The following is a 19903-nucleotide window of genomic DNA, read 5'->3' on the forward strand; positions in this document are numbered from 1 at the left end:
TCGCCGATCACGGATACTTAGCATCACGGGTCAGCGGGAATCGACGGGAGAATGTGCGTGTCTGAACTGAATAATGCTCTGCTGCAGGAGATCCTGGATCAGGTACGTCCACTGATCCATCAGGGAAAGGTGGCTGACTATATCCCTGCGCTGGCGGATGTGGCTGCCGATAATCTGGCGATTGCAGTTTGCCTGCGTGACGGCACCCTTTTTCAGGCGGGCGATGCTGAGACGCGCTTTTCGATTCAGTCGATCTCCAAGGCGCTCTCTCTGACCGTAGCACTGACCCGCTATGAGGACAGCGAAATCTGGCAGCGGGTCGGCAAAGAGCCTTCTGGCCAGCCATTTAATTCACTGGTTCAGCTGGAGCTGGAACAGGGCAAGCCGCGTAATCCGTTTATTAATGCCGGTGCGCTGGTGATTTGCGATCTGCTGGAAACCCGACTGACCGCCCCGCGTCAGCGAATGCTGGAAATTGTGCGCCAGCTGAGTCAGCAGTCCGATATCAATTATGATCGCCACGTTGCCCGCTCCGAGTTCGAACATTCGGCCCGCAATGCAGCCATCGCCTGGCTGATGAAGTCGTTTGGTAATTTCGATAACGATGTCACCGGCGTGATGCAGACCTATTTCCATTACTGCTCGCTGTCGATGAACTGCGTTGAGCTGGCCCGCACGTTTATCTATCTGGCGAATCAGGGCAAAACGCTGGACGGTAGCCAGATGATTACACCACGTCAGGCGCGGCAGATTAACGCACTGATGATCACCAGCGGGATGTACGACGGCGCAGGCGAATTCGCGTGGCGGGTCGGGATGCCTGCTAAATCGGGCGTGGGTGGCGGGATTATTGCCATTATCCCTGGTGAGATGAGCATTGCCGTCTGGTCGCCTGGGCTGGATAGCGCGGGTAATTCGCTAGCGGGTACCGCTGTGCTGGAATTGCTGACTGAGAAGCTGGGGCGATCGATATTCTGAGGCTGAGCGCGCAAGTCACAGGCTCGCCGTGATGAAATGCGGCGGGATTCCCTTGATTTCGGGAAGCTGATTTTGCATTTTCCGTGTAGTGTGCTGGCGATTTGAGTCGTCAGCGATAATCAGAACTCAAAAAATTTATTAGTGCGAAATCTGCGCCAGATCGTCTTCATTCAGACCAGTCATCTGCATAACGGTATTGCGATCCATGCCACTATGCAACATGGTACGGGCAATTTTGAATTTCGCCTCATACTCACCTTTTTCAAAACCGATCTGTATGCCTTCCGAACGTCCTTTTTCAATGCCTCTTTTAAGACCTATCTGCTCAAGCTGTTGTGCAATAGTCATAAGTACATCCTCATGTTGTGGCACACGCAATGCCAGCTCCCGTACAAAGGCTTTGGCGTCCGATGTTTCGCCCGCCTGTACGATGTAGTGTACCAGCGTTATCACCTGTGATGAAGAGTGATAGCCAGCCTGCAAAATGGTTACCAGCCTGTCCATCATTTCAGCCAGATCACGCTGCCGGATATGCTTCTGCAAAAGGGTCAGGGCCGCCATGCTGCGGTGTTGCATGATCTCATCGTCAGGGATCAGCGTGACATCGACCAGCGGAAAACTGCGGCTGTATAGCCTGTACGCCAGCGCCGGGTCGTCGAACTCATCCAGCCACCGGGTCGAATAGGGATAGGGAGTGCGTCTGCCATTGTAAAACAGGACGGGAATCACCAGCGGCAACCGCTTATGGCCTGCTTCAAGATGGCGTTGCATGGCAGCCACTGCATAACGCATCAGCCGAAATGCCATATGTTTGTCTGGCACAGACTGATGCTCAATGAGTACATGGATATATCCATCGCCAGCGGTTGTTTTAAGACTGTAAAGCACGTCGCTAAAGTACTGACGAAGGTCATCCTCGACAAACGACCCCGACTCCAGCTTCAGCGTGCTGAGATCACAGCGTACGCGCAGCTCTGGCGGCAAATGCAGCTCCATGAAATCCCTGGCAATATCCGGCTGAGTCAGAAATTGCCGGAATGTGGCATCATGGGGCACATGTGTGCTGTTCTTCTTTTTCACTGGCCAGAATCCTTTCTGTTCCTGAAGTGCTTACAACGGCTGATTCAGCCAGTTAAAGGCGCTAATTCCTGTAGCGCACGAACGTTTAAAGTCCTGATGGAAACAATGAAATTAATACCCTGATGACTAAACCGCGTAAAACGCTTTACCTGAATTCTACGAGATTGCTCTGAATATCAACCCATGTTGGGCATTAAAAACTATGCCACCTGACTCAGTTCACGACATTAATTGGCTCGCCCTGAATAAAGGCCGCGATATTGGCCATCACACCAGCCACCAGATTCTCCACGCCGCTGCGACTTGCCCAGGCGATGTGCGGTGTCAGCAGCAGAGTTGGCAGATCCGCCAGCAGCGGGTTATCCGGAGCGGGCGGTTCGCTGCTCAGCACATCCAGCGCCGCACCACCAATCTGCCCCTGCTTTAAGGCGGCAGCAAGATCGGCCTCGTTAATCAGTCCGCCACGTGCCGTGTTTATCAGCAGCGCCTGTGGCTTCATTTTATCCAGCGCCTCGCGATCAATCATCTGGCGGGTGCTGTCACTCAGCGGGCAGTGCAGCGAAATGATATCGCTGGTCGCCAGCATCTGCTCAAAGCTGACATAACCGTCACGCACCCTTTCACTGCCTTTTCGCTCGGCATACTGCACCTGCATTCCCAGCGCCTGGGCCAGCCTTCCGACCGCCTGGCCGATGTCGCCTTTGCCCACGATGCCCAGCGTGGCTCCGCCAATATCCCCTATCGGCTGATGATGCACACAGAAGTGCTTAGCCTGGGGCCAGACGATGCGGGTATTGCTGGCATAAGCCATCAGTTGACGGCGCAGGGCAAAAATCGCGGCTATCACCGCCTCTGAAACGCTCTGAGTCGAATAGCCTGGAACATTACTGACCACGATGCCGCGTGCGCGACAAGCATCAAGATCGATACAGTCATAGCCCGTCGCTGCGACACAGATAAAACGCAGTTCAGGCAGTTGTTGCAGTGTGTCTGCCCGCAACGGCACCTTATTGGTGATAGTGACCGTTGCGCCCGCCAGCGAAGACACAATGTCATCAGCCGGGGTCTGCGCGCGAATCTCCCAGTCAGCCTGCTGTTGACCGGTCGGCAGGGGTACCGGCAGCGTGCCACCATCCAGCATTACAATTTTCATGTTTACTCCTTCATCGGGTTTGGTTAAACCGCAGGCGAATCATTAATGTTATTTGTATGTACGCTGCGGGTAACAAGTAAGTTAAATGATGCTGAAATTAAAGTGAAAATGTTCAAAGAGTGCGAATTTTTTCGGAACAGATGCCACTTTATTTAACCCTTTTATCCCCTTCGCGTTACACTGCCGCCCTGAATTCTGACCCCTTACATCCGTTAAAATAATGCCGAGATCTTCACTCAGACAACGACTCACCGCCGGTATTGCGATACTGGCCGTGCTGCTGTTGTTTGTTGCACCGATGATCTCAAAGAATCTCGCTGAGCATCATGCCACGATGCAAGGCGCTTCGATCATGAGCGCAGAGATGCCGATGATGGATCATCACAGCGAGATGTCGATGGCTGATCACGGGATGATGATGGGCCCGGGCTTTGCCTGTGGCTACTGCGATCTGCTGGTGCATGTTCCGCTGATGCTCTGGGTTTTTATCCCGTTTATCTGGTGGATGTGCCTGATCAACCGCGCCCCGCCGCCAGCGGCTATCAATCCACCCCAATGGCGACGGCTGTTGCGTCTTCATCGACCGCGCGCGCCACCCTTTATCACGTCACACTCACTGCTTACTAATCCGATTGCGTGACAACGTCACATCATCGTCTTTGTCTTTTGAAAAGTGTGGAATGTTATGTCCTCTTCTCAGGAAATGTCCCCTGCACCGCGCGGCACGGTGTTTAATCTCTTTCGCCGCCTGCATTTTTATATCGGCCTGTTTATTGCGCCGTTTATTTTTGTCGCGGCACTCACCGGCACGCTCTACGTTCTGACACCGCAACTGGAACAGGCTATCTACCATGATGCCCTGACTACCGACGCACAAGGTGAGGCCCAACCGTTGTCCGCCCAGATTGCCGCTGCGCGAGCCCGTGCCGGTGAATCAGCACGCATTTACGCTGTGCGTCCGGCACCCGGCCCGCAGGATACAACCCGCGTGCAGTTTGCCGAGCCACAGCTTGGCCCATCGGAATCACGATCGCTGTTTATTGACCCCTACACCCTGCAGGTGAAAGGCGATTTGACGGTGTATGGCACCAGCGGTGTGTTGCCGCTGCGCATGTGGCTGGATCAGCTGCATCGCGGCCTGTTGCTGGGTGATTTTGGTCGTAACTACAGTGAACTGGCAGCTTCCTGGCTGTGGGTCGCCGCGCTGGGTGGTATCGTCTTATGGTCCGGCACCCGGCCACCGCGCACCCGCAACAAAGCACGGAGCGGCTTCGCGGCAACCCGTCACTGGCATGTCACGCTGGGGCTGCTGCTGGCAATCGGTCTGGTGTTCTTTTCAGTAACCGGGCTGACCTGGTCACAGTGGGCGGGCAATAATATTGAAAAGATGCGCAGCGACTTTGGCTGGAAAACGCCGCAGGTTAATACCGCGCTAAACGGCAACGCGCCCGCTGAAGCCGCCGATCCCCATGCTGACCATCGCGGCGCGATGGAAGGGATGACGATGTCCGGAATGACCATGCCGGCCAAAATCGCCGCGCCTGTGATTTTCAATCAGCCGAATGCCAGCTGGGATCAGGCGCTGGCAGCGGCGCGTCAGGCTGGACTGCACGCAGCGAAACTGGAACTACGCCAGCCTAAGAACGCTGAACAGGCGTGGACGGTTTCGGAGATTGACCGCAGCTGGCCAAGCCAGGTCGATGCGGTTTCAATTAATCCGACTGATTTTAGCGTGGTCGACCGCGTTGAGTTTGCCAGCTTCCCGCTGGTGGCGAAACTGACCCGCTGGGGCGTGGATGCGCATATGGGCGTGCTGTTTGGCCTGCCTAATCAGCTGATTCTGGCGCTGTCTGGCTTTGGACTCTGCACAATGATTGTGCTGGGCTACCGCATGTGGTGGATTCGTCGCCCGGCTGTTCCGCAGCTCAACCCCTCGCAGACGCTGTTATCCGCCTGGCTGGCGCTGCCGCGCTATGCGCAGGGCACCAGTCTGATAGTGATGCTGGCGCTGGGATATGCCCTGCCCGTTATGGGTATCAGCCTGCTGGCGCTGGTGCTGCTGGATATTCAGCGCTGGCGCAGCGCACAGCGCGCCGCAGTCGTCCGCGTGGATGTCGCTCCGGACAAACAGTCGCCGCTGGCCATCGTCCAGTCGCGTTTTGCCGGAAAGCGTAAAGAGATGCGCTATTTTCTGCGCAGCGTGACGGTGCTGGCGCTGATTGTCATTACGGTGATGGCGAATGCGATGATTGGCGGAGTGATTGATCAGTATCAGATCCCCTTTAGTCACTGGTCGCTGACCATGTATATCACCCAGGCGATGATGATCCTGCTCTACTCCACGGTATTTACCGGGCTGTTGTCGATTCCACTCTGGTATTTCTTCCTCGGTGAGAGCGACGAACAGGGCAAGTAGGCTGGCAAGACACCCTAAACTCTATTATTCAAAATAACTGACGAAGCCGGGCAAAACTCCCGGCTTCTCAATTTCCGCCTGAGGTCTATGATCGTTGTTATGAGTCACTTTATTTGAGAGCAAATCATGAACATTGTGCGAGCTAATCCTGAACAATTGTTTGAGTACGGTCCTTTTACCGTCCGTCGCCAGCGTCCTGGCGAGGCGTTAAGCCCGCTGGTCAGTGTTGATCTGATGTCGCTAAAACTCGATGCCCGGATTCCGATGCAGCAGCATCAGGATGAAGAAGTTTTCACCTACCTGTGGCGTGGTTCGATGCAGCATCAGGACAGTAATGGCGAACGTACCCAGCTCTCTGCTAAACGCGTGATGGTGGTGAATGCGGGTGATGGCGTTCAATACGAAGAGTCGGTGCCGTTGTATGAAGCGGAACTGTTACAGGCGGTAATCCGGCCTGCACAGCAGGGCGGTGAAGCGATGACCCAGGTGCTGGAGCGCGATCAGGGCATTATGACTAATGGCTGGACCGAACTGGCCGGGCCGGAAGAGTCTGATGCGCCGCTGGAACTGCGCCAGGAAGTCTACATCTTCGACACACTGCTGGAGCGCAACCATACGCTGGACGTGCCGTCGATGCCGGGCTTTGTCGCTTATCTCACCGTGCTTGAAGGGATTATTCGCGTCGGCGATCAGCGACTGGGTCGCGGTGATGCCGTCAGCGGGCTGGATTCCAGCATTGAGATCGTGGGCGATCGGGATGCCAATCTGGTCTGCTTCCTGGTAAAGCCCGATAATTTTGCATAACAAAGCGCGGGGGCTTTCCCGCGCTCAGGTCCTGCTTAATACAGATTAAAGCGCGCTACGTTGCTGCATCGCCTGAACCCGTTTATAGGCATGATCGAACTGACGTACATCATCGCGAAGCCAGTGGCGTTGCGTCAGCGGTGCATCATCCAGCGCCTGCGGCAGCGGCACACCCGCCAGCGATCCCCGACAGCAAAAGGCGCGTGCCAGCGTTGGGGTGGCAATGCCGATATAACGGGCAAATTCAGGTAATGTCATCAATGCTGTACTCATTTCCCACCTCCTGTAAACACATTCTCCCCTGCATTTTCAGGCCAAATCCTGAATGCTTTTATTGATCTGAAACATAGATGTGGTACTAATCTTCTGCCTGCTAATGAAAGCGTTCACCGCGCCTGACGCAAACCGTGAAAGAAGTGAGGAACCCGTGCGCCATTATGGATTGATGATTGCCCTGCTGTTTTCCGGCTTTGCCACCGCCCACACCCTGACCCCCGGTCAGCCTGTACCACCTGTCTTCGTTGCCGATAAAGGCGAAATGGTGCTGAATCAGGGCGACATAAATTATCTGCGCTGGAACAGTCAGACCCTGACCGGAAAAGTGCGTCTGGTGATTCATGTGGCGGGTCGTCTTTCAGCGAAGGATCAGAGTGCACGATTAATCGAAGCCATTCAGCAGGCCAGCCTGCCGCGTGACCGTTTTCAGACCACCACCATCGTGAATACTGACGATGCGCTGCCTGGCAGTGCCATTTTTGTGGTGCGCAGCATCGCTTCCAGTAAAAAAGCGGCACCGTGGCAGCAATTCATAATCGACAGCAGTGGCGTAACCGCGCACAGCTGGCATCTTAAGCCGGAAAGCGCGTCCGTGGTGGTGATTGATCCGGCAGGCATTGTGCGCTTTGCTAAAGATGGCGCATTATCTGCGGAGGATGTCGCCAGCGTGATGAAACAGCTGCGCGCATTACTGGGTTAATTCACGCATAATGCCCGTCCGGCAATCGCTGCAAAACGCGGAATGCTGCTGAATTCTCCGACATTTTTATTATCGTGAACTACTCTTAGTTGTAATGGATTAACCCGCCGTTCTTTGAAAACCTGCCAACTATGCTATGGCAGTCGGGGACGATTATTGAAGATGGCATCGAATCATTCGACCTGCTGTGACTTCCTCTGTAGATAAGGACAGCCATGATGACGGTCTGTGCAGAACAACACGTCAATTTCATACACAGCGATGCAGCCAGCCTGTTGAACGACATTGAGCAACGGCTTGATCGGCTTTTACCGGTTGAAAGCGAACGTGACTTAGTGGGCGCTGCAATGCGCGACGGTGCGCTGGCACCAGGGAAGCGAATTCGTCCACTGCTGTTGCTGCTGGCAGCGCGCGATCTGGGCTGCAACGCAACACCTGCCGGCCTGCTTGATCTCGCCTGCGCGGTGGAGATGGTGCATGCCGCATCACTGATTCTGGATGACATGCCCTGCATGGATGATGCGCAACTGCGTCGCGGGCGTCCGACCATTCATTGCCAGTATGGTGAACATGTCGCAATTCTGGCCGCGGTGGCCCTGCTGAGTAAGGCATTCGGCGTGGTCGCTGCGGCAGAAGGCTTAACGGCAACCGCCAGAGCAGACGCTGTGGCAGAATTATCTCACGCAGTCGGCATGCAGGGGCTGGTGCAGGGGCAGTTTAAGGATCTCTCCGAAGGTGACAAGCCACGCAGCGCTGACGCCATTCTGATGACCAATCACTATAAAACCAGCACCCTGTTCTGCGCCTCCATGCAGATGGCCTCTATCGTGGCTGAAGCCTCAGATGAAGCCCGCGAACAGCTGCACCGTTTTTCGCTTAATCTTGGTCAGGCTTTCCAGCTATTAGACGATCTCACTGACGGCATGGCCGACACCGGTAAAGATGCCCATCAGGATGACGGGAAATCAACGCTGGTGAATCTGCTGGGGCCACAGGCGGTTGAAACGCGACTGCGCGATCATCTGCGCTGCGCCAGCGAGCATCTGTTATCGGCCTGCCAGGACGGTTATGCCACACACCATTTTGTTCAGGCCTGGTTTGAGAAAAAACTCGCTGCCGTCAGTTAAGGATGCTGCATGAGCCACTTTGCGGTCATTGCACCGCCCTTCTACAGCCATGTGCAGGCGCTTCAGTATCTAAGCCAGGCCTTAATCGCACGCGGACACCAGATTACTTTCATCCAGCAGACGGACGTTAGCGCGCTACTCACCGATAGCCGTATCGGCTTTTTCCCGCTGGGTTTAGCCTCGCATCCGGCGGGCAGTCTGGCTCACACCCTGCAACTGGCAGCGCATCCTCTCGGCCCCTCAATGCTGAAACTGATCAATGAGATGGCCCGCAGCACCGATATGCTCTGTCGTGAACTGCCCGTGGTGCTGAGTACCCTGGCGGTTGATGGCGTGATCGTCGATCAGATGGAGCCAGCCGGTGCACTGGCGGCAGAAGCGCTGAACCTGCCTTATGTTTCGGTTGCCTGTGCGCTGCCACTTAACCGTGAAGCAGATTTCCCGCTGGCTGTGATGCCGTTTGACTATGCCAGGACCGATCAGGCACGGGAACGCTATCGCACCAGTGAAAAAATCTATGACTGGCTGATGCGGCGTCACGATCGGGTGATCGCCCGCAACGCTCATGCGATGGGATTAGCACCACGGGAAAAACTGCATCACTGTTTTTCACCGCTGGCGCAGATCAGCCAACTGATCCCGGAACTGGATTTTCCCCGCCAGGCGCTGCCCGATCATTTCCATTCGGTTGGCCCGCTGCGTACCACTGAACCGGCACCCGCCGCATCTCAGCCTCGCTACTTCACGCATGGCGACAGACCGCGCATTTTTGCTTCACTCGGCACGCTGCAGGGACATCGCTACGGCCTGTTTAAAACCATCGTCCGCGCCTGCCAGGAGATCGATGCTCAGTTATTGCTGGCGCATTGCGGTCGGTTGTCACCTTTCCAGGCGGAGAAACTGGCGCAGGCCAGCCATGTTCAGGTGGTCGATTTTGCCGACCAGGCGGCTGCACTGGCGCAGGCCGATCTTGCCATTACGCACGGCGGCATGAATACGGTGCTGGATGGAATTAACCATCTGACGCCGCTGCTGACGATCCCGCTGGCCTTTGATCAACCGGGTGTGGCTGCCAGAGTGGTCTGGCACGGTATCGGACGTCGCGCCTCACGCTTTACCACCAGCCACTCCATGGCGCGTCAGCTCCAGACCTTACTGGCGGATGAAAGCTACGTTCAGCAGATGAAAACGCTGCGTACCGCACTTCGTCAGGCGGGTGGAACAACCCTTGCGGCGGACATCGTCGAACAGGCGATGCTGACCCGCCAGCCGGTGCTCACCAGGAGAGACTATGCCGCGGTATGATCTGATTCTGGTGGGCGCGGGACTGGCCAATGGGCTGATCGCCCTGCGCCTGCGGCAGCAGAGGCCCTCCATGCGTATTCTGCTGATTGACGCCGAACGTGAACCGGGTGCTAATCACACCTGGTCGTTTCATGCGGAAGATCTCACTGAAACGCAGCATCGCTGGATCGCTCCGCTGGTGGTACACCACTGGCCTGAATATGAGGTCCGCTTTCCCCAACGCAGTCGCAGTCTGAACAGTGGCTATTTTTGCGTGACTGCGGAGCGCTTCGCGCAGGTCATCCGCGACAGGTTTGCGCCGGATCTGCTGCTGAATACCCGGGTTGCGGGCATCGCTTCACGCGCGGTTACGCTGGACGATGGCCGGGTGCTGGAGAGTGACGCAGTGATTGATGGCCGTGGCTACCAGCCCGATGCCGCGCTGCGCATGGGCTTCCAGTCGTTTGTCGGACAGGAGTGGCAGCTCAGCGAGCCACATGGCCTGACCGCGCCGATCATCATGGATGCCACGGTAGATCAGCAGGCAGGCTATCGCTTTGTCTACAGCCTGCCCTTTTCTGCAGACACCCTGCTGATTGAAGATACCCACTACATTGATAACGCCACGCTGGAAGGCGATCGCGCCCGTCAGAATATCCGCGACTATGCCGCGCAGCAGGGTTGGCAATTAGACCGCCTGCTACGCGAAGAGCAAGGCGCATTACCCATTACGCTGACCGGCGACGTGGCCGCCTTCTGGCAGAAACGCGATTTGCCCTGCAGCGGTTTGCGTGCCGGTTTATTCCATCCCACCACCGGCTATTCTCTGCCGCTGGCGGTCGCGCTGGCTGACCGGCTGGCGCAGATGCAGATGTTTACCTCTGAGACCCTGCACACCACCATTCAGCAATTCGCCAGTCAGGCCTGGCAGCAACAGCGCTTCTTCCGCATGCTGAACCGTATGCTGTTTCTGGCGGGCCCGGCTGACCAGCGCTGGCAGGTGATGCAACGTTTTTACGGCCTTCCCGAAGGTCTGATCGCCCGTTTTTATGCGGGAAAACTCACTTTGCCTGATCGGCTGCGCATCTTAAGCGGCAAGCCCCCGGTCCCCGTTCTGGCGGCGTTACAGGCTATTATGACTCCTCACCGTCAACAGGCGATGCAATGAATAGAACTACAGTAATTGGCGCAGGCTTTGGTGGTCTGGCACTGGCCATTCGCCTTCAGGCGTCAGGCGTTCCCACCCGACTGCTGGAGCAGCGTGACAAGCCTGGCGGCCGGGCTTATGTCTATCAGGATCAGGGCTTCACGTTTGATGCCGGCCCCACGGTAATCACCGATCCCAGCGCCATTGAAGAGCTGTTCACCCTGGCGGGTAAAAAGCTCTCTGACTATGTCGAGCTGATGCCGGTGAAGCCGTTTTATCGCCTCTGCTGGGAGTCCGGCAAGGTGTTCAGTTATGACAACGATCAGCCCGCGCTGGAAGCGCAGATTGCCGCGTTTAATCCGCGTGACGTTGAAGGTTATCGGCGCTTTCTGGCCTATTCCCGAGCGGTGTTTGCTGAAGGCTATCTGAAACTTGGCACCGTGCCGTTTCTGTCATTCCGCGACATGCTGCGGGCCGCGCCTCAGCTGGCAAAACTTCAGGCGTGGCGCAGCGTTTACAGCAAAGTGGCGAGCTACATTGAAGATGAGCATCTGCGTCAGGCCTTCTCTTTCCACTCACTGCTGGTGGGCGGAAATCCGTTTGCCACTTCCTCAATCTATACCCTGATTCATGCGCTGGAACGTGAATGGGGCGTCTGGTTCCCGCGCGGTGGCACGGGCGCGCTGGTGCAGGGCATGGTGAAACTGTTTGAAGATCTGGGCGGCGAAGTGGAACTTAATGCCAGCGTTGCCCGGCTGGAGACCCAGGAAAACAGGATCACCGCGGTGCACCTGAAAGATGGCCGGGTCTTCCCGACCCGCGCGGTTGCCTCCAACGCAGATGTGGTTCACACCTACCGCGAACTGCTGAGCCAGCATCCCGCTTCGCAGGCGCAGGGGCGGTCACTGCAGAACAAACGCATGAGCAACTCGCTGTTTGTGATCTATTTTGGCCTGAATCATCATCACGATCAGCTGGCGCACCACACGGTCTGCTTTGGTCCGCGCTATCGTGAGTTGATTGATGAGATCTTTAACAAAGATGGCCTGGCAGAGGACTTCTCGCTCTATCTGCATGCGCCCTGCGTGACCGATCCCTCACTGGCACCGGAAGGCTGCGGTAGCTACTACGTGCTGGCGCCGGTACCGCATCTCGGCACCGCCGATATTGACTGGTCCGTTGAAGGTCCGCGCTTGCGCGATCGCATTTTCGACTATCTGGAACAGCACTACATGCCGGGCCTGCGCAGCCAGTTGGTGACGCATCGCATCTTCACGCCGTTTGATTTCCGCGATGAGCTGAATGCGTATCAGGGCTCGGCCTTCTCGGTGGAGCCGATCCTGACCCAAAGCGCCTGGTTCCGGCCTCACAACCGCGATAAAAATATTAATAATCTCTATCTGGTCGGTGCAGGCACCCATCCTGGCGCGGGCATTCCTGGCGTGATTGGCTCGGCCAAGGCTACCGCAGGATTAATGCTGGAGGATCTGGCTTGAATAGTCCGTCACTGCTCGATCATGCCGTAGACACTATGGAAGTAGGATCGAAAAGCTTTGCCACCGCGTCAAAACTGTTTGATGCCAAAACCCGACGCAGCGTGCTGATGCTCTACGCCTGGTGCCGTCACTGTGATGATGTGATTGACGATCAGGTTCTGGGATTCAGCAACGATACGCCATCGCTGCAATCCGCCGAACAGCGCCTGGCGCAGCTGGAGATGAAAACGCGTCAGGCCTATGCCGGATCGCAGATGCATGAGCCCGCCTTTGCTGCCTTTCAGGAGGTGGCGATGGCACACGATATTCTGCCTGCTTACGCTTTTGATCATCTGGCGGGGTTTGCGATGGACGTGCATGAGACACGCTATCAGACGCTGGATGATACGCTGCGTTACTGTTACCACGTTGCGGGCGTGGTTGGCCTGATGATGGCACAGATTATGGGCGTACGCGACAACGCCACGCTGGATCGCGCCTGCGATCTCGGTCTGGCGTTTCAGCTGACCAATATTGCGCGCGATATCGTTGAAGATGCTGAAGCGGGACGCTGCTATCTGCCCGCTGCGTGGCTGGCTGAAGAGGGACTGACCCGAGAGAATCTCGCCGATCCGCAAAATCGCCAGGCATTAAGCCGCGTCGCCCGTCGGCTGGTGGAAACGGCAGAGCCCTATTATCGATCGGCGTCGGCTGGCCTGCCGGGTTTACCGCTGCGTTCAGCATGGGCGATTGCTACCGCGCAGCAGGTCTATCGTAAAATCGGTATGAAGGTGGTTCAGGCGGGTTCACAGGCGTGGGATCAACGCCAGTCCACCAGCACGCCAGAGAAACTGGCACTGCTGGTGGCGGCATCGGGTCAGGCGGTTACTTCCCGGGTGGCGCGTCACGCTCCACGCCCCGCTGACCTCTGGCAGCGCCCCGTTTAACGCCATGACGTTCTCGCAGCGTCGCCTGCAGTTTTGACAGCGGCGGCGCGTAAAGAAAGCCAAACGAGACACAGCCCTCTTTGCCTCGTACCGCATGATGCATGCGGTGCGCCATATAAAGCCTGCGTAAATAACCCCGGCGCGGAACATAGCGGAATGGCCAGCGCTGATGCACCAGGCCATCATGCACAATAAAATAGAGCAGGCCGTAGAGCGTCATACCCGCACCGATCCACTGCAAGGGCCAGACACCCGTGCTGCCCAGATAAATGAGCAAAATCGACAGAGCCGCGAACACCACGGCATAGAGGTCGTTAACCTCAAACCAGCCTTTATGCGGTTCATGATGTGACAGATGCCAGCCCCAACCCCAGCCATGCATAATGTATCTGTGCGCCAGTGCAGCCGTTATCTCCATTCCGATAACAGTGACCAGAACAATCAGGGCATTCCAAATCCACAACATAGTTTCTCCCGAACATGCATCCTGCAAAGTGGCGCAGAGGTTCAATTTTAACAGAGATTGGGGAAAACAGCGGGTCGGGTGTGCCGGTTTTAACGATTGCTGCAGGAGATAGCCCGGATAATGATTGTGTCAGCGCTCAGGGTAGAAAAGTGTGGCGCATTCAGCATGCATCACACCGTTCCCACCTGTAATGCACAGTCTGAACAACCTAGTTATAAACCAGGTTAAAGGTCACTGTGCTGTCCGCTTTGCCCGCCATAACCTGCCCGTCGGTCTGAATATATTGCGCGTTAAACGCCATCGACTTCGTCTGATTGGGTGAGGAGATCGTCGTCAGCACCGGCAGTTGATCGGTCGGCACATTCAGAGGGACCCGCTGGCCTTCAGGAACCTGCAGGCCCGACCCATAGGTCAGGGCAATGCCCACACCTGAAGCAGAGTTGCTCTGTGGCGTCAGGCTAAGGGCATCCTTATCACCCGCGGTAGTCATACCGAAGAAGCCCACTTTAACCGCTGCACTGTGTTCACACATCACCTGAATCTGAAAACCTTTTTCACTTCCCGCCCGGCTACCGATACCGCTAAACTCCGCCTTACTCACTTTTCCCATCTCTACATTAATCACGGACCGGGAGGTGACAACAGCACAGCTGCCATATTGCACGGTAAAGCTGGAGAGGAAGATCTGCGGCTTATCATTGATCGGCTGACTACTGGCTGCACTATCCCCCACCTTCAAGCTGGCATTGCCAATATTCACCTGACCGACATTGGCCGGTTGATTGCCTGGATTAAGGGGCGATTGCTGGCCCGGGATTTTATAGAAGACCACATAGGACTGAAGTGTAATGTCATGAGCAGAATTCAACTGTGGGCCGGTCTGTGAATTACAGATCGAGCTGATTTTGCCCTTGCCGCTGGTATCAGAGAAGGTACCGGCGCACCAGGATGGCTCCCTGAAACCGATAGCGAATCCGATGCTGTCTGCTCCCGGCATACGATATATTGGCGTATTATGACCGCCCGCAATATTCGTCTGTAAGCCGGACTCTTCGGCGTTAATCTCAAACCCCAGATCCTTGTAGTTATAGCCCTGCTCACCGCTGTTTTTATTACAGGTGAAGGCATTACTGCTTTGCAGAGGCATCTGCGCAGAAATGGGTGTGCCATCGGCTGCGCCCGGCACATAGTTGACGTTTTGCACCTGTACCACAACCTGACTGATACCCTGACAGGACTCCTGCCCCAGCGCCTGCATACAAACCAGCGCCGGGATCATCACTATGATCCCTGTCATTAGTCGCTGAACTGATTTCATCTTAAATTCCTGTGGATTACTGACAAACCGCAGAGACCAGCCTGACCGGGTTAGAGCCAGTGGCGGCTGGCAGGCGAAACGGTGCGCGACAGCTTTTCTGCCCTCCCTCATCCTGCCAGCTCACCACGATGACGCCCTTAGCCGGTACACCGCTCAGATAAAGTTCCCCTTTCTCGGCCACGATACCGCTGGTACTGCTCTCTTTACCCGCGGCGGCAAGTGCGACCTGGCCAGCCGCACCGAAGGGCGGAAAAGTATCCTGCCAGGTAAGGGTGAACAACACCCTGTTACCTACGTGGGTGGCATAATCGGCCATCACAATCGCTCCACGCGTAGGGATAGCCTTTTGCCCATCCAGTTCGACGTCAACGTTGTCGGGCAACGTATCCGTTTCCAGCTCGATAGCGTTTTCCTGGTAAGGCGAGAGGGAAGGCACAATCGCATAACCACGGCCATCAGTGACCACTTTGCTGCCGCTCTGGATGCCCACATCTGCCGTATCCGGTACCCGGACAATCGCGAAAGTATCACCCAGCGGCTGGCTCAACGTAATGCCGTGTTCATGCGCGACGATCCCGCCCGACAGGCCATAGTTAAACTGGCTGCTGCGCCGATCGTGACTGACCCCGACACTGACGCTGCCGCGACTGCCGCGATAGTCCAGCGAGCCGTTGCTGTTCACGTTCTGTCCCTGACTGTCATGGCCCTGTTGCAGGTTGTAGTGCAGGCTATCGTCCTGCAACGCGCTGCCCGAAAGGCTGACCTGCTGAGACACATCGCCATCATTGGTGGCATTCATGCTGTAGCTGACGGAGCTGTCTGGTAGCAGCGCGCTGAAGGGGATGGAGACATTAAAAGAGACCGCACGATCAGCTTTACGGGCGCTGGTCGAGTCGGTGTAAAACCAGGCAATGCCCCAGGAAATGGCTTTGTAATTGCTGTAGAAGCCCAGATGTAATGTGCGATCTTCATTGTCTGATCGCCAGTAGCGCTGCACATACGCGGAGGCACTGAGGCTGCCGTAATCACCGATACCCTGAGAGACTGAAATTTCTGAGCGACTGCGTTTATTTGCCACATAGCTTGCCGGACTGGTCATCGCATTGGCCTCGCTGAAGGCGTAAAAACCGCTGGAGGAGTAGCGATAGCTTGCCATGCTGAAAGAGGTATTGGTGGAGGCGAAATTTTTCTGATATTGCGCACGCAGCGACTGACCACTCCGGCTTTGTCCTTCAGGCATACGGGTTTTTGCCAGAGTCACATCGGTTCCCAGCGAGCCAAAATCACCCAGGCTTTTACCCAGGCCCGCCGCCACAGCGTGATAGTTTTGCGCAACCTGCAGGCCACCAAAGGCGGTAAAATCATGTGGCAGTCCGTAGAACAGCGTGGATTGCACAAATTCAGGCGTACGCAGGTTGCTGCTGCCTGAGTAATGATAACGACCGCCACTGACGCTGTATTTCAGATGCCCCTGACGCAGCATATAAGGCACGGCAGAGTAAGGCTGAGTGAAGGAGCGCACTGAACCATCACTTTCATGGATAGTGATGTCGAGGTCACCGCTCTGGGACGTGGGATAGAGATCTTTGATTTCGAACGCGCCGGGTGCGACCACGGTTTCATAAATCACATAGCCGTGCTGGCTTACCGTTACCCGCGCATTGCTATGGGCGATGCCGTGGATCAACGGGGCGAAGCCGCGCTGGCTTTCCGGAAGCATGGTGTCATCAGACATGATCTGCATACCGCGAAACTGCACGCTGTCAAAAACATCGCCGGTCGTATAGGTGTCTCCTACCCTAAACTGGCTTTTCAGTGCCTTAAGATCCCGCTCCAGAAAGGTGGTTTGAGACTGCCATTGACTGACCTGATCGTAGCGCCATGTGGACGTGTTACGCAGCCGCCATGCACCAAGATTGGCCCCGCTGCGCAGGCTGAGTAGCGTCGAGTTCCAGCGGTCACGCTGATTGCGGCTGCTGCTGCCAGAAAGGGTATAGTTCACAAAAGCAGCCGATACACCCTCATCCCAGCGTGCAGGATCGACATAATCGCGATCTTTCACCATCAGCGCGATTTGTGGAATTGAAAGGTTTAACTGCTGATGTGCGAAATCAAAGTGGGTCGATGCTTCGGGAATGAAATCGCCTAACTCTTCGATGGCCTCATCTCTTTTCAGATGGGTGAGCGCGGAAAAACCGTTGACGTTCACCCCCATCGCGGCCAGCTCTGCCACCGTCAGTTGCGGAACCAGCCCGGCTCTGCCCTGCACGAAGCTGACATCCCGGCTATCAATAACTCTGTTGTTGAGCAACAGCGTGACATGATAAGTGCCGGGTTGCTGTCCGCCCTCACGAGCAAAATAGTGGAGATCGGTGGCGTGATGTTGATCGGATGAAAATTCCAGCGCCGCCGGGTCAAAATAGTCATCCGCGCGAGCACCACGCGGCGGGCAGAACAAAATCAGCATTAACCAGGGAGAGGCATAAAGCGGCTTTGCGTACCTTCTGTTTCCTCTCTGAGCGTGCTGATTAACTTTCACTGATGATGGTCCCGGGTTTAAAACAAAATAAATTACAAATAACAACTAGCGCGTACGTTGTTCGGTAATGCCGCCATAGTCGTTGATTGCAGACCAGGTCACTGCGCCGGAATCAGCGACGCGCCAGTGCCGATCTTCTCCAGGGCCAATCATGCCAGGATCCTGTATCTCGTGATGATTAACGCTGAGCGAATAAAATGAGACAAAGTAAGGCGTTGGGTTATGCACAATCAGCTGATTGCCTTCATGGCGGAATGAGAGTTGCTGCCAGGCATCAGCCGGATTACCCGGCAATCCTTTTGGCCGATAAAAAAGCTTAAATTTCGATTTAATATTGACCTGAAGCTGGTTACTTTTCTCGCGCGGCGTCGGTGAGATAGATTTCACATTCAGCCAGAACACCGATTCACGATCTTTCGGCAGGGGCATCCCCAGATAATTAATCCTTAACAGATTCTCTTTTTCCGCATCAAGCCGGAATAGCGGTGGCGTAACAATAAATGGTACCCGGGAATGATTATTTTGATCAAAGTTCTCTATCCAGGATTCAACCAGATACGGCGTATTTTTATCCTGATTGGTGACCGAAAGTGTTGCCTCCTTTTTGCCTTCCACAAAAATAATACGCGTCCCTCCCATTACCACACCCGCATGGGCAGCCATGCTAAGCATGCACGCAGAAAAGAGTGAAATAAGTCTTATTACCTTAAACATAGATATTTGTGCCATTGATATTTCGGAGGGGAAGCAGGGTTACCCCTGCTATTAATCAGTTATAAATCATCACAAAGTTAGAGACTGAGTTGGCAGCACCGACGGCAATTGGCGCACCATCGCTTTTATAATCGGCAAAGAAATTTAAGTCGGCAGAACCTCCCTCTTCAGCCGCCACCATGTTGACTGCTTTGGAGACAGATCCAATCGCAATTGGCGTGCTGCGGTCAGCTTCATAAAGTTTAATTCCCACGCCGGACGCGCCACCGCTGGTAACTTTCAGCAGGGAGTTGTCACCGCTATCTTTGTCGCCATCAAACAGGACAGCCACCGTTTTAACTGATGAAGGACAATCCTTCACAGAGATAGTGAATGGCGTTTCCGTAGTTTCGTTACGGCTTTCGAAATACGATTTCGCCCATTTACCTAAATCAACGCTCTGGTTTTTACTGGCGGTAGAAACGTCACAGGAAACATCGGTAATTTCGCCGGTAAATTTCACTTCACCACCGGCACCCTGTGTACCGGCTGCTGCTCCCGGATTAGGAGTAATCGGTGATGGACCATCAGCAGGCGTGGCTAATGCTGATCCGGACACCATAAGGCCAGCCAGTGCCACGGGCAGAATATGTTTTCTGATATTCATCAAACCTGTCTCTTTTTAATACATGCAAAGTGGCTGTAATTAGTCACCTGATGGATAAATATGCATTTACAGAAATGCGCCAACATAACAACCCGAGGTTTATTATGTTGCTGCTATATTAGCCTCTCACAGCTATATAAAAATTAAACGAGACGTTTAGGTTCTTACACAGAAGATATACATTGGCAGTCTTCCTTGATCTACATCAGTTTAAGAAGGTGAAAAATTATTTATTGAAAATAATATTTTTACTAAGAAGGCAATTAATATAAACCTTAAATATACAACCATTCCAGAATGCGAATATATAAGTTGGCCGCCGGGGAAATTATGCGATAGTGGAAGTTCTCAGCGGTGATTAGCAGCGGCTCACCTCGGGTTTTACATCATCAGCCACACCAGGTTTTCGACTTGCGTGATTTTCACTGATGCCGCGAGCCAGTCAGCTCAAAGCAAATCGTGACTTATGGGAGTACGAAAAGCGTGGCGTGCCGCGGTCATTAACTGACTGGCGGTGACGGTCGTAGGTAATCGCATCAGAATTTTGCTCGCCTGCCAGTAACAGAGCAGCATGACCTCATCCTCCTCTTTTTCAGCCAGTTCATGCAGCCGGGCGCGCAGTGATAACACATCAATGGTCTGCTGCTCGTCAAGCATGTCAGAGATTGTCTGATTGATGACGTGATGGAGAGTTTTCCAGGTGAGATCGGTATGCAAAATTAACCTCTTCTAACGCTTATCAGCTCCGGGCAAACAAACAGCAGTGAAGCAGCTTAAATGGCTGCATCCTGCAAAAGATTGCACACTGCTGACAACTATAGCTGTACATGGGC

At 54.9% G+C, this 19903-nt stretch carries 19 protein-coding genes; 10 read left to right on the top strand and 9 right to left on the bottom strand.

What is annotated here, in order from left to right; translation table 11 throughout:
- Positions 1 to 51 precede the first annotated feature (51 nt).
- A complete protein-coding gene (gene glsB / locus ACR8BN_RS20935; RefSeq protein ID WP_039387742.1) occupies positions 52 to 978 on the top strand; it encodes a glutaminase B in 927 nt (308 codons plus the stop codon).
- A 138-nt stretch (positions 979 to 1116) separates the two neighbouring features.
- Here glsB and ACR8BN_RS20940 read toward each other — a convergent pair whose 3' ends face one another.
- Positions 1117 to 2058 carry an Rpn family recombination-promoting nuclease/putative transposase gene (locus tag ACR8BN_RS20940; RefSeq protein WP_434747654.1) on the bottom strand — a complete coding sequence of 314 codons (942 nt, stop codon included), beginning with the start codon at positions 2056 to 2058 and terminating at the stop codon, positions 1117 to 1119.
- Positions 2059 to 2272: 214 nt separating this feature from the next.
- Positions 2273 to 3211, bottom strand: coding sequence for a D-2-hydroxyacid dehydrogenase (locus ACR8BN_RS20945; RefSeq protein WP_434747655.1), 939 nt, complete (start codon positions 3209 to 3211; stop codon positions 2273 to 2275).
- Positions 3212 to 3431: 220 nt separating this feature from the next.
- On the opposite strand from ACR8BN_RS20945, the gene ACR8BN_RS20950 reads away from it, so the two are divergent.
- From ACR8BN_RS20950 to ACR8BN_RS20960, 3 genes are all read left to right on the top strand, one after another.
- Positions 3432 to 3851, top strand: coding sequence for a DUF2946 domain-containing protein (locus ACR8BN_RS20950; protein WP_434747656.1), 420 nt, complete (start codon positions 3432 to 3434; stop codon positions 3849 to 3851).
- A 45-nt stretch (positions 3852 to 3896) separates the two neighbouring features.
- Entirely contained in the window at positions 3897 to 5627 is a 1731-nt protein-coding gene (locus ACR8BN_RS20955; protein ID WP_434747657.1) for a DUF2534 family protein, read from the top strand.
- A 126-nt stretch (positions 5628 to 5753) separates the two neighbouring features.
- Positions 5754 to 6431: a pirin family protein gene (locus ACR8BN_RS20960; protein WP_031593374.1), complete on the top strand. Its 678-nt coding sequence runs from the start codon at positions 5754 to 5756 to the stop codon at positions 6429 to 6431.
- Between the two features lie 45 nt (positions 6432 to 6476).
- Here ACR8BN_RS20960 and ACR8BN_RS20965 read toward each other — a convergent pair whose 3' ends face one another.
- Positions 6477 to 6704 (bottom strand): hypothetical protein, encoded by a 228-nt coding sequence (locus tag ACR8BN_RS20965; protein ID WP_069026662.1) that lies wholly within the window; start codon positions 6702 to 6704, stop codon positions 6477 to 6479.
- A 172-nt stretch (positions 6705 to 6876) separates the two neighbouring features.
- On the opposite strand from ACR8BN_RS20965, the gene ACR8BN_RS20970 reads away from it, so the two are divergent.
- From ACR8BN_RS20970 to crtB, 6 genes are all read left to right on the top strand, one after another.
- On the top strand, positions 6877 to 7407 hold the full coding sequence (locus ACR8BN_RS20970; RefSeq protein ID WP_069026661.1) for a YtfJ family protein: 531 nt from the start codon (positions 6877 to 6879) through the stop codon (positions 7405 to 7407).
- Positions 7408 to 7625: 218 nt separating this feature from the next.
- Positions 7626 to 8534 (top strand): polyprenyl synthetase family protein, encoded by a 909-nt coding sequence (locus tag ACR8BN_RS20975; protein ID WP_143789702.1) that lies wholly within the window; start codon positions 7626 to 7628, stop codon positions 8532 to 8534.
- Between the two features lie 9 nt (positions 8535 to 8543).
- Positions 8544 to 9839, top strand: coding sequence for a glycosyltransferase (locus tag ACR8BN_RS20980; RefSeq protein ID WP_434747658.1), 1296 nt, complete (start codon positions 8544 to 8546; stop codon positions 9837 to 9839).
- Entirely contained in the window at positions 9826 to 10986 is a 1161-nt protein-coding gene (gene crtY / locus ACR8BN_RS20985) for a lycopene beta-cyclase CrtY (protein WP_137229615.1), read from the top strand. The genes ACR8BN_RS20980 and crtY overlap by 14 nt, the downstream gene beginning before the upstream one ends.
- Complete coding sequence (locus ACR8BN_RS20990; protein WP_031593380.1) at positions 10983 to 12461, top strand: phytoene desaturase; 1479 nt, start codon at positions 10983 to 10985, stop codon at positions 12459 to 12461. The genes crtY and ACR8BN_RS20990 overlap by 4 nt, the downstream gene beginning before the upstream one ends.
- On the top strand, positions 12458 to 13387 hold the full coding sequence (gene crtB / locus ACR8BN_RS20995; RefSeq protein ID WP_031593381.1) for a 15-cis-phytoene synthase CrtB: 930 nt from the start codon (positions 12458 to 12460) through the stop codon (positions 13385 to 13387). Before ACR8BN_RS20990 ends, crtB begins: the two co-directional genes overlap by 4 nt.
- Here crtB and ACR8BN_RS21000 read toward each other — a convergent pair.
- The 6 genes from ACR8BN_RS21000 to ACR8BN_RS21025 all read right to left on the bottom strand — a co-directional run bounded on the left by ACR8BN_RS21000 (position 13326) and on the right by ACR8BN_RS21025 (position 19787).
- Complete coding sequence (locus tag ACR8BN_RS21000; RefSeq protein WP_031593382.1) at positions 13326 to 13853, bottom strand: sterol desaturase family protein; 528 nt, start codon at positions 13851 to 13853, stop codon at positions 13326 to 13328. The two genes, crtB and ACR8BN_RS21000, sit on opposite strands and share 62 nt — an antisense overlap.
- Before the next feature lie 208 nt (positions 13854 to 14061).
- Positions 14062 to 15171 (bottom strand): fimbrial protein, encoded by a 1110-nt coding sequence (locus ACR8BN_RS21005; RefSeq protein WP_434747659.1) that lies wholly within the window; start codon positions 15169 to 15171, stop codon positions 14062 to 14064.
- A gap of 16 nt (positions 15172 to 15187) precedes the next feature.
- Positions 15188 to 17638, bottom strand: a complete 2451-nt coding sequence (locus ACR8BN_RS21010) for a fimbria/pilus outer membrane usher protein (protein WP_434747660.1) — start codon at positions 17636 to 17638, stop codon at positions 15188 to 15190.
- A 117-nt stretch (positions 17639 to 17755) separates the two neighbouring features.
- Entirely contained in the window at positions 17756 to 18424 is a 669-nt protein-coding gene (locus tag ACR8BN_RS21015) for a fimbrial biogenesis chaperone (protein ID WP_069026655.1), read from the bottom strand.
- 55 nt (positions 18425 to 18479) lie between these two features.
- Positions 18480 to 19070, bottom strand: a complete 591-nt coding sequence (locus ACR8BN_RS21020) for a fimbrial protein (protein WP_434747661.1) — start codon at positions 19068 to 19070, stop codon at positions 18480 to 18482.
- A gap of 447 nt (positions 19071 to 19517) precedes the next feature.
- A complete protein-coding gene (locus tag ACR8BN_RS21025) occupies positions 19518 to 19787 on the bottom strand; it encodes a hypothetical protein (RefSeq protein ID WP_039387768.1) in 270 nt (89 codons plus the stop codon).
- Positions 19788 to 19903 lie beyond the last annotated feature (116 nt).

It is taken from the genome of Pantoea sp. Lu_F5_004, assembly GCF_051136245.1.
In the GTDB taxonomy this organism is placed as follows: Bacteria; Pseudomonadota; Gammaproteobacteria; order Enterobacterales; family Enterobacteriaceae; genus Pantoea; species Pantoea agglomerans.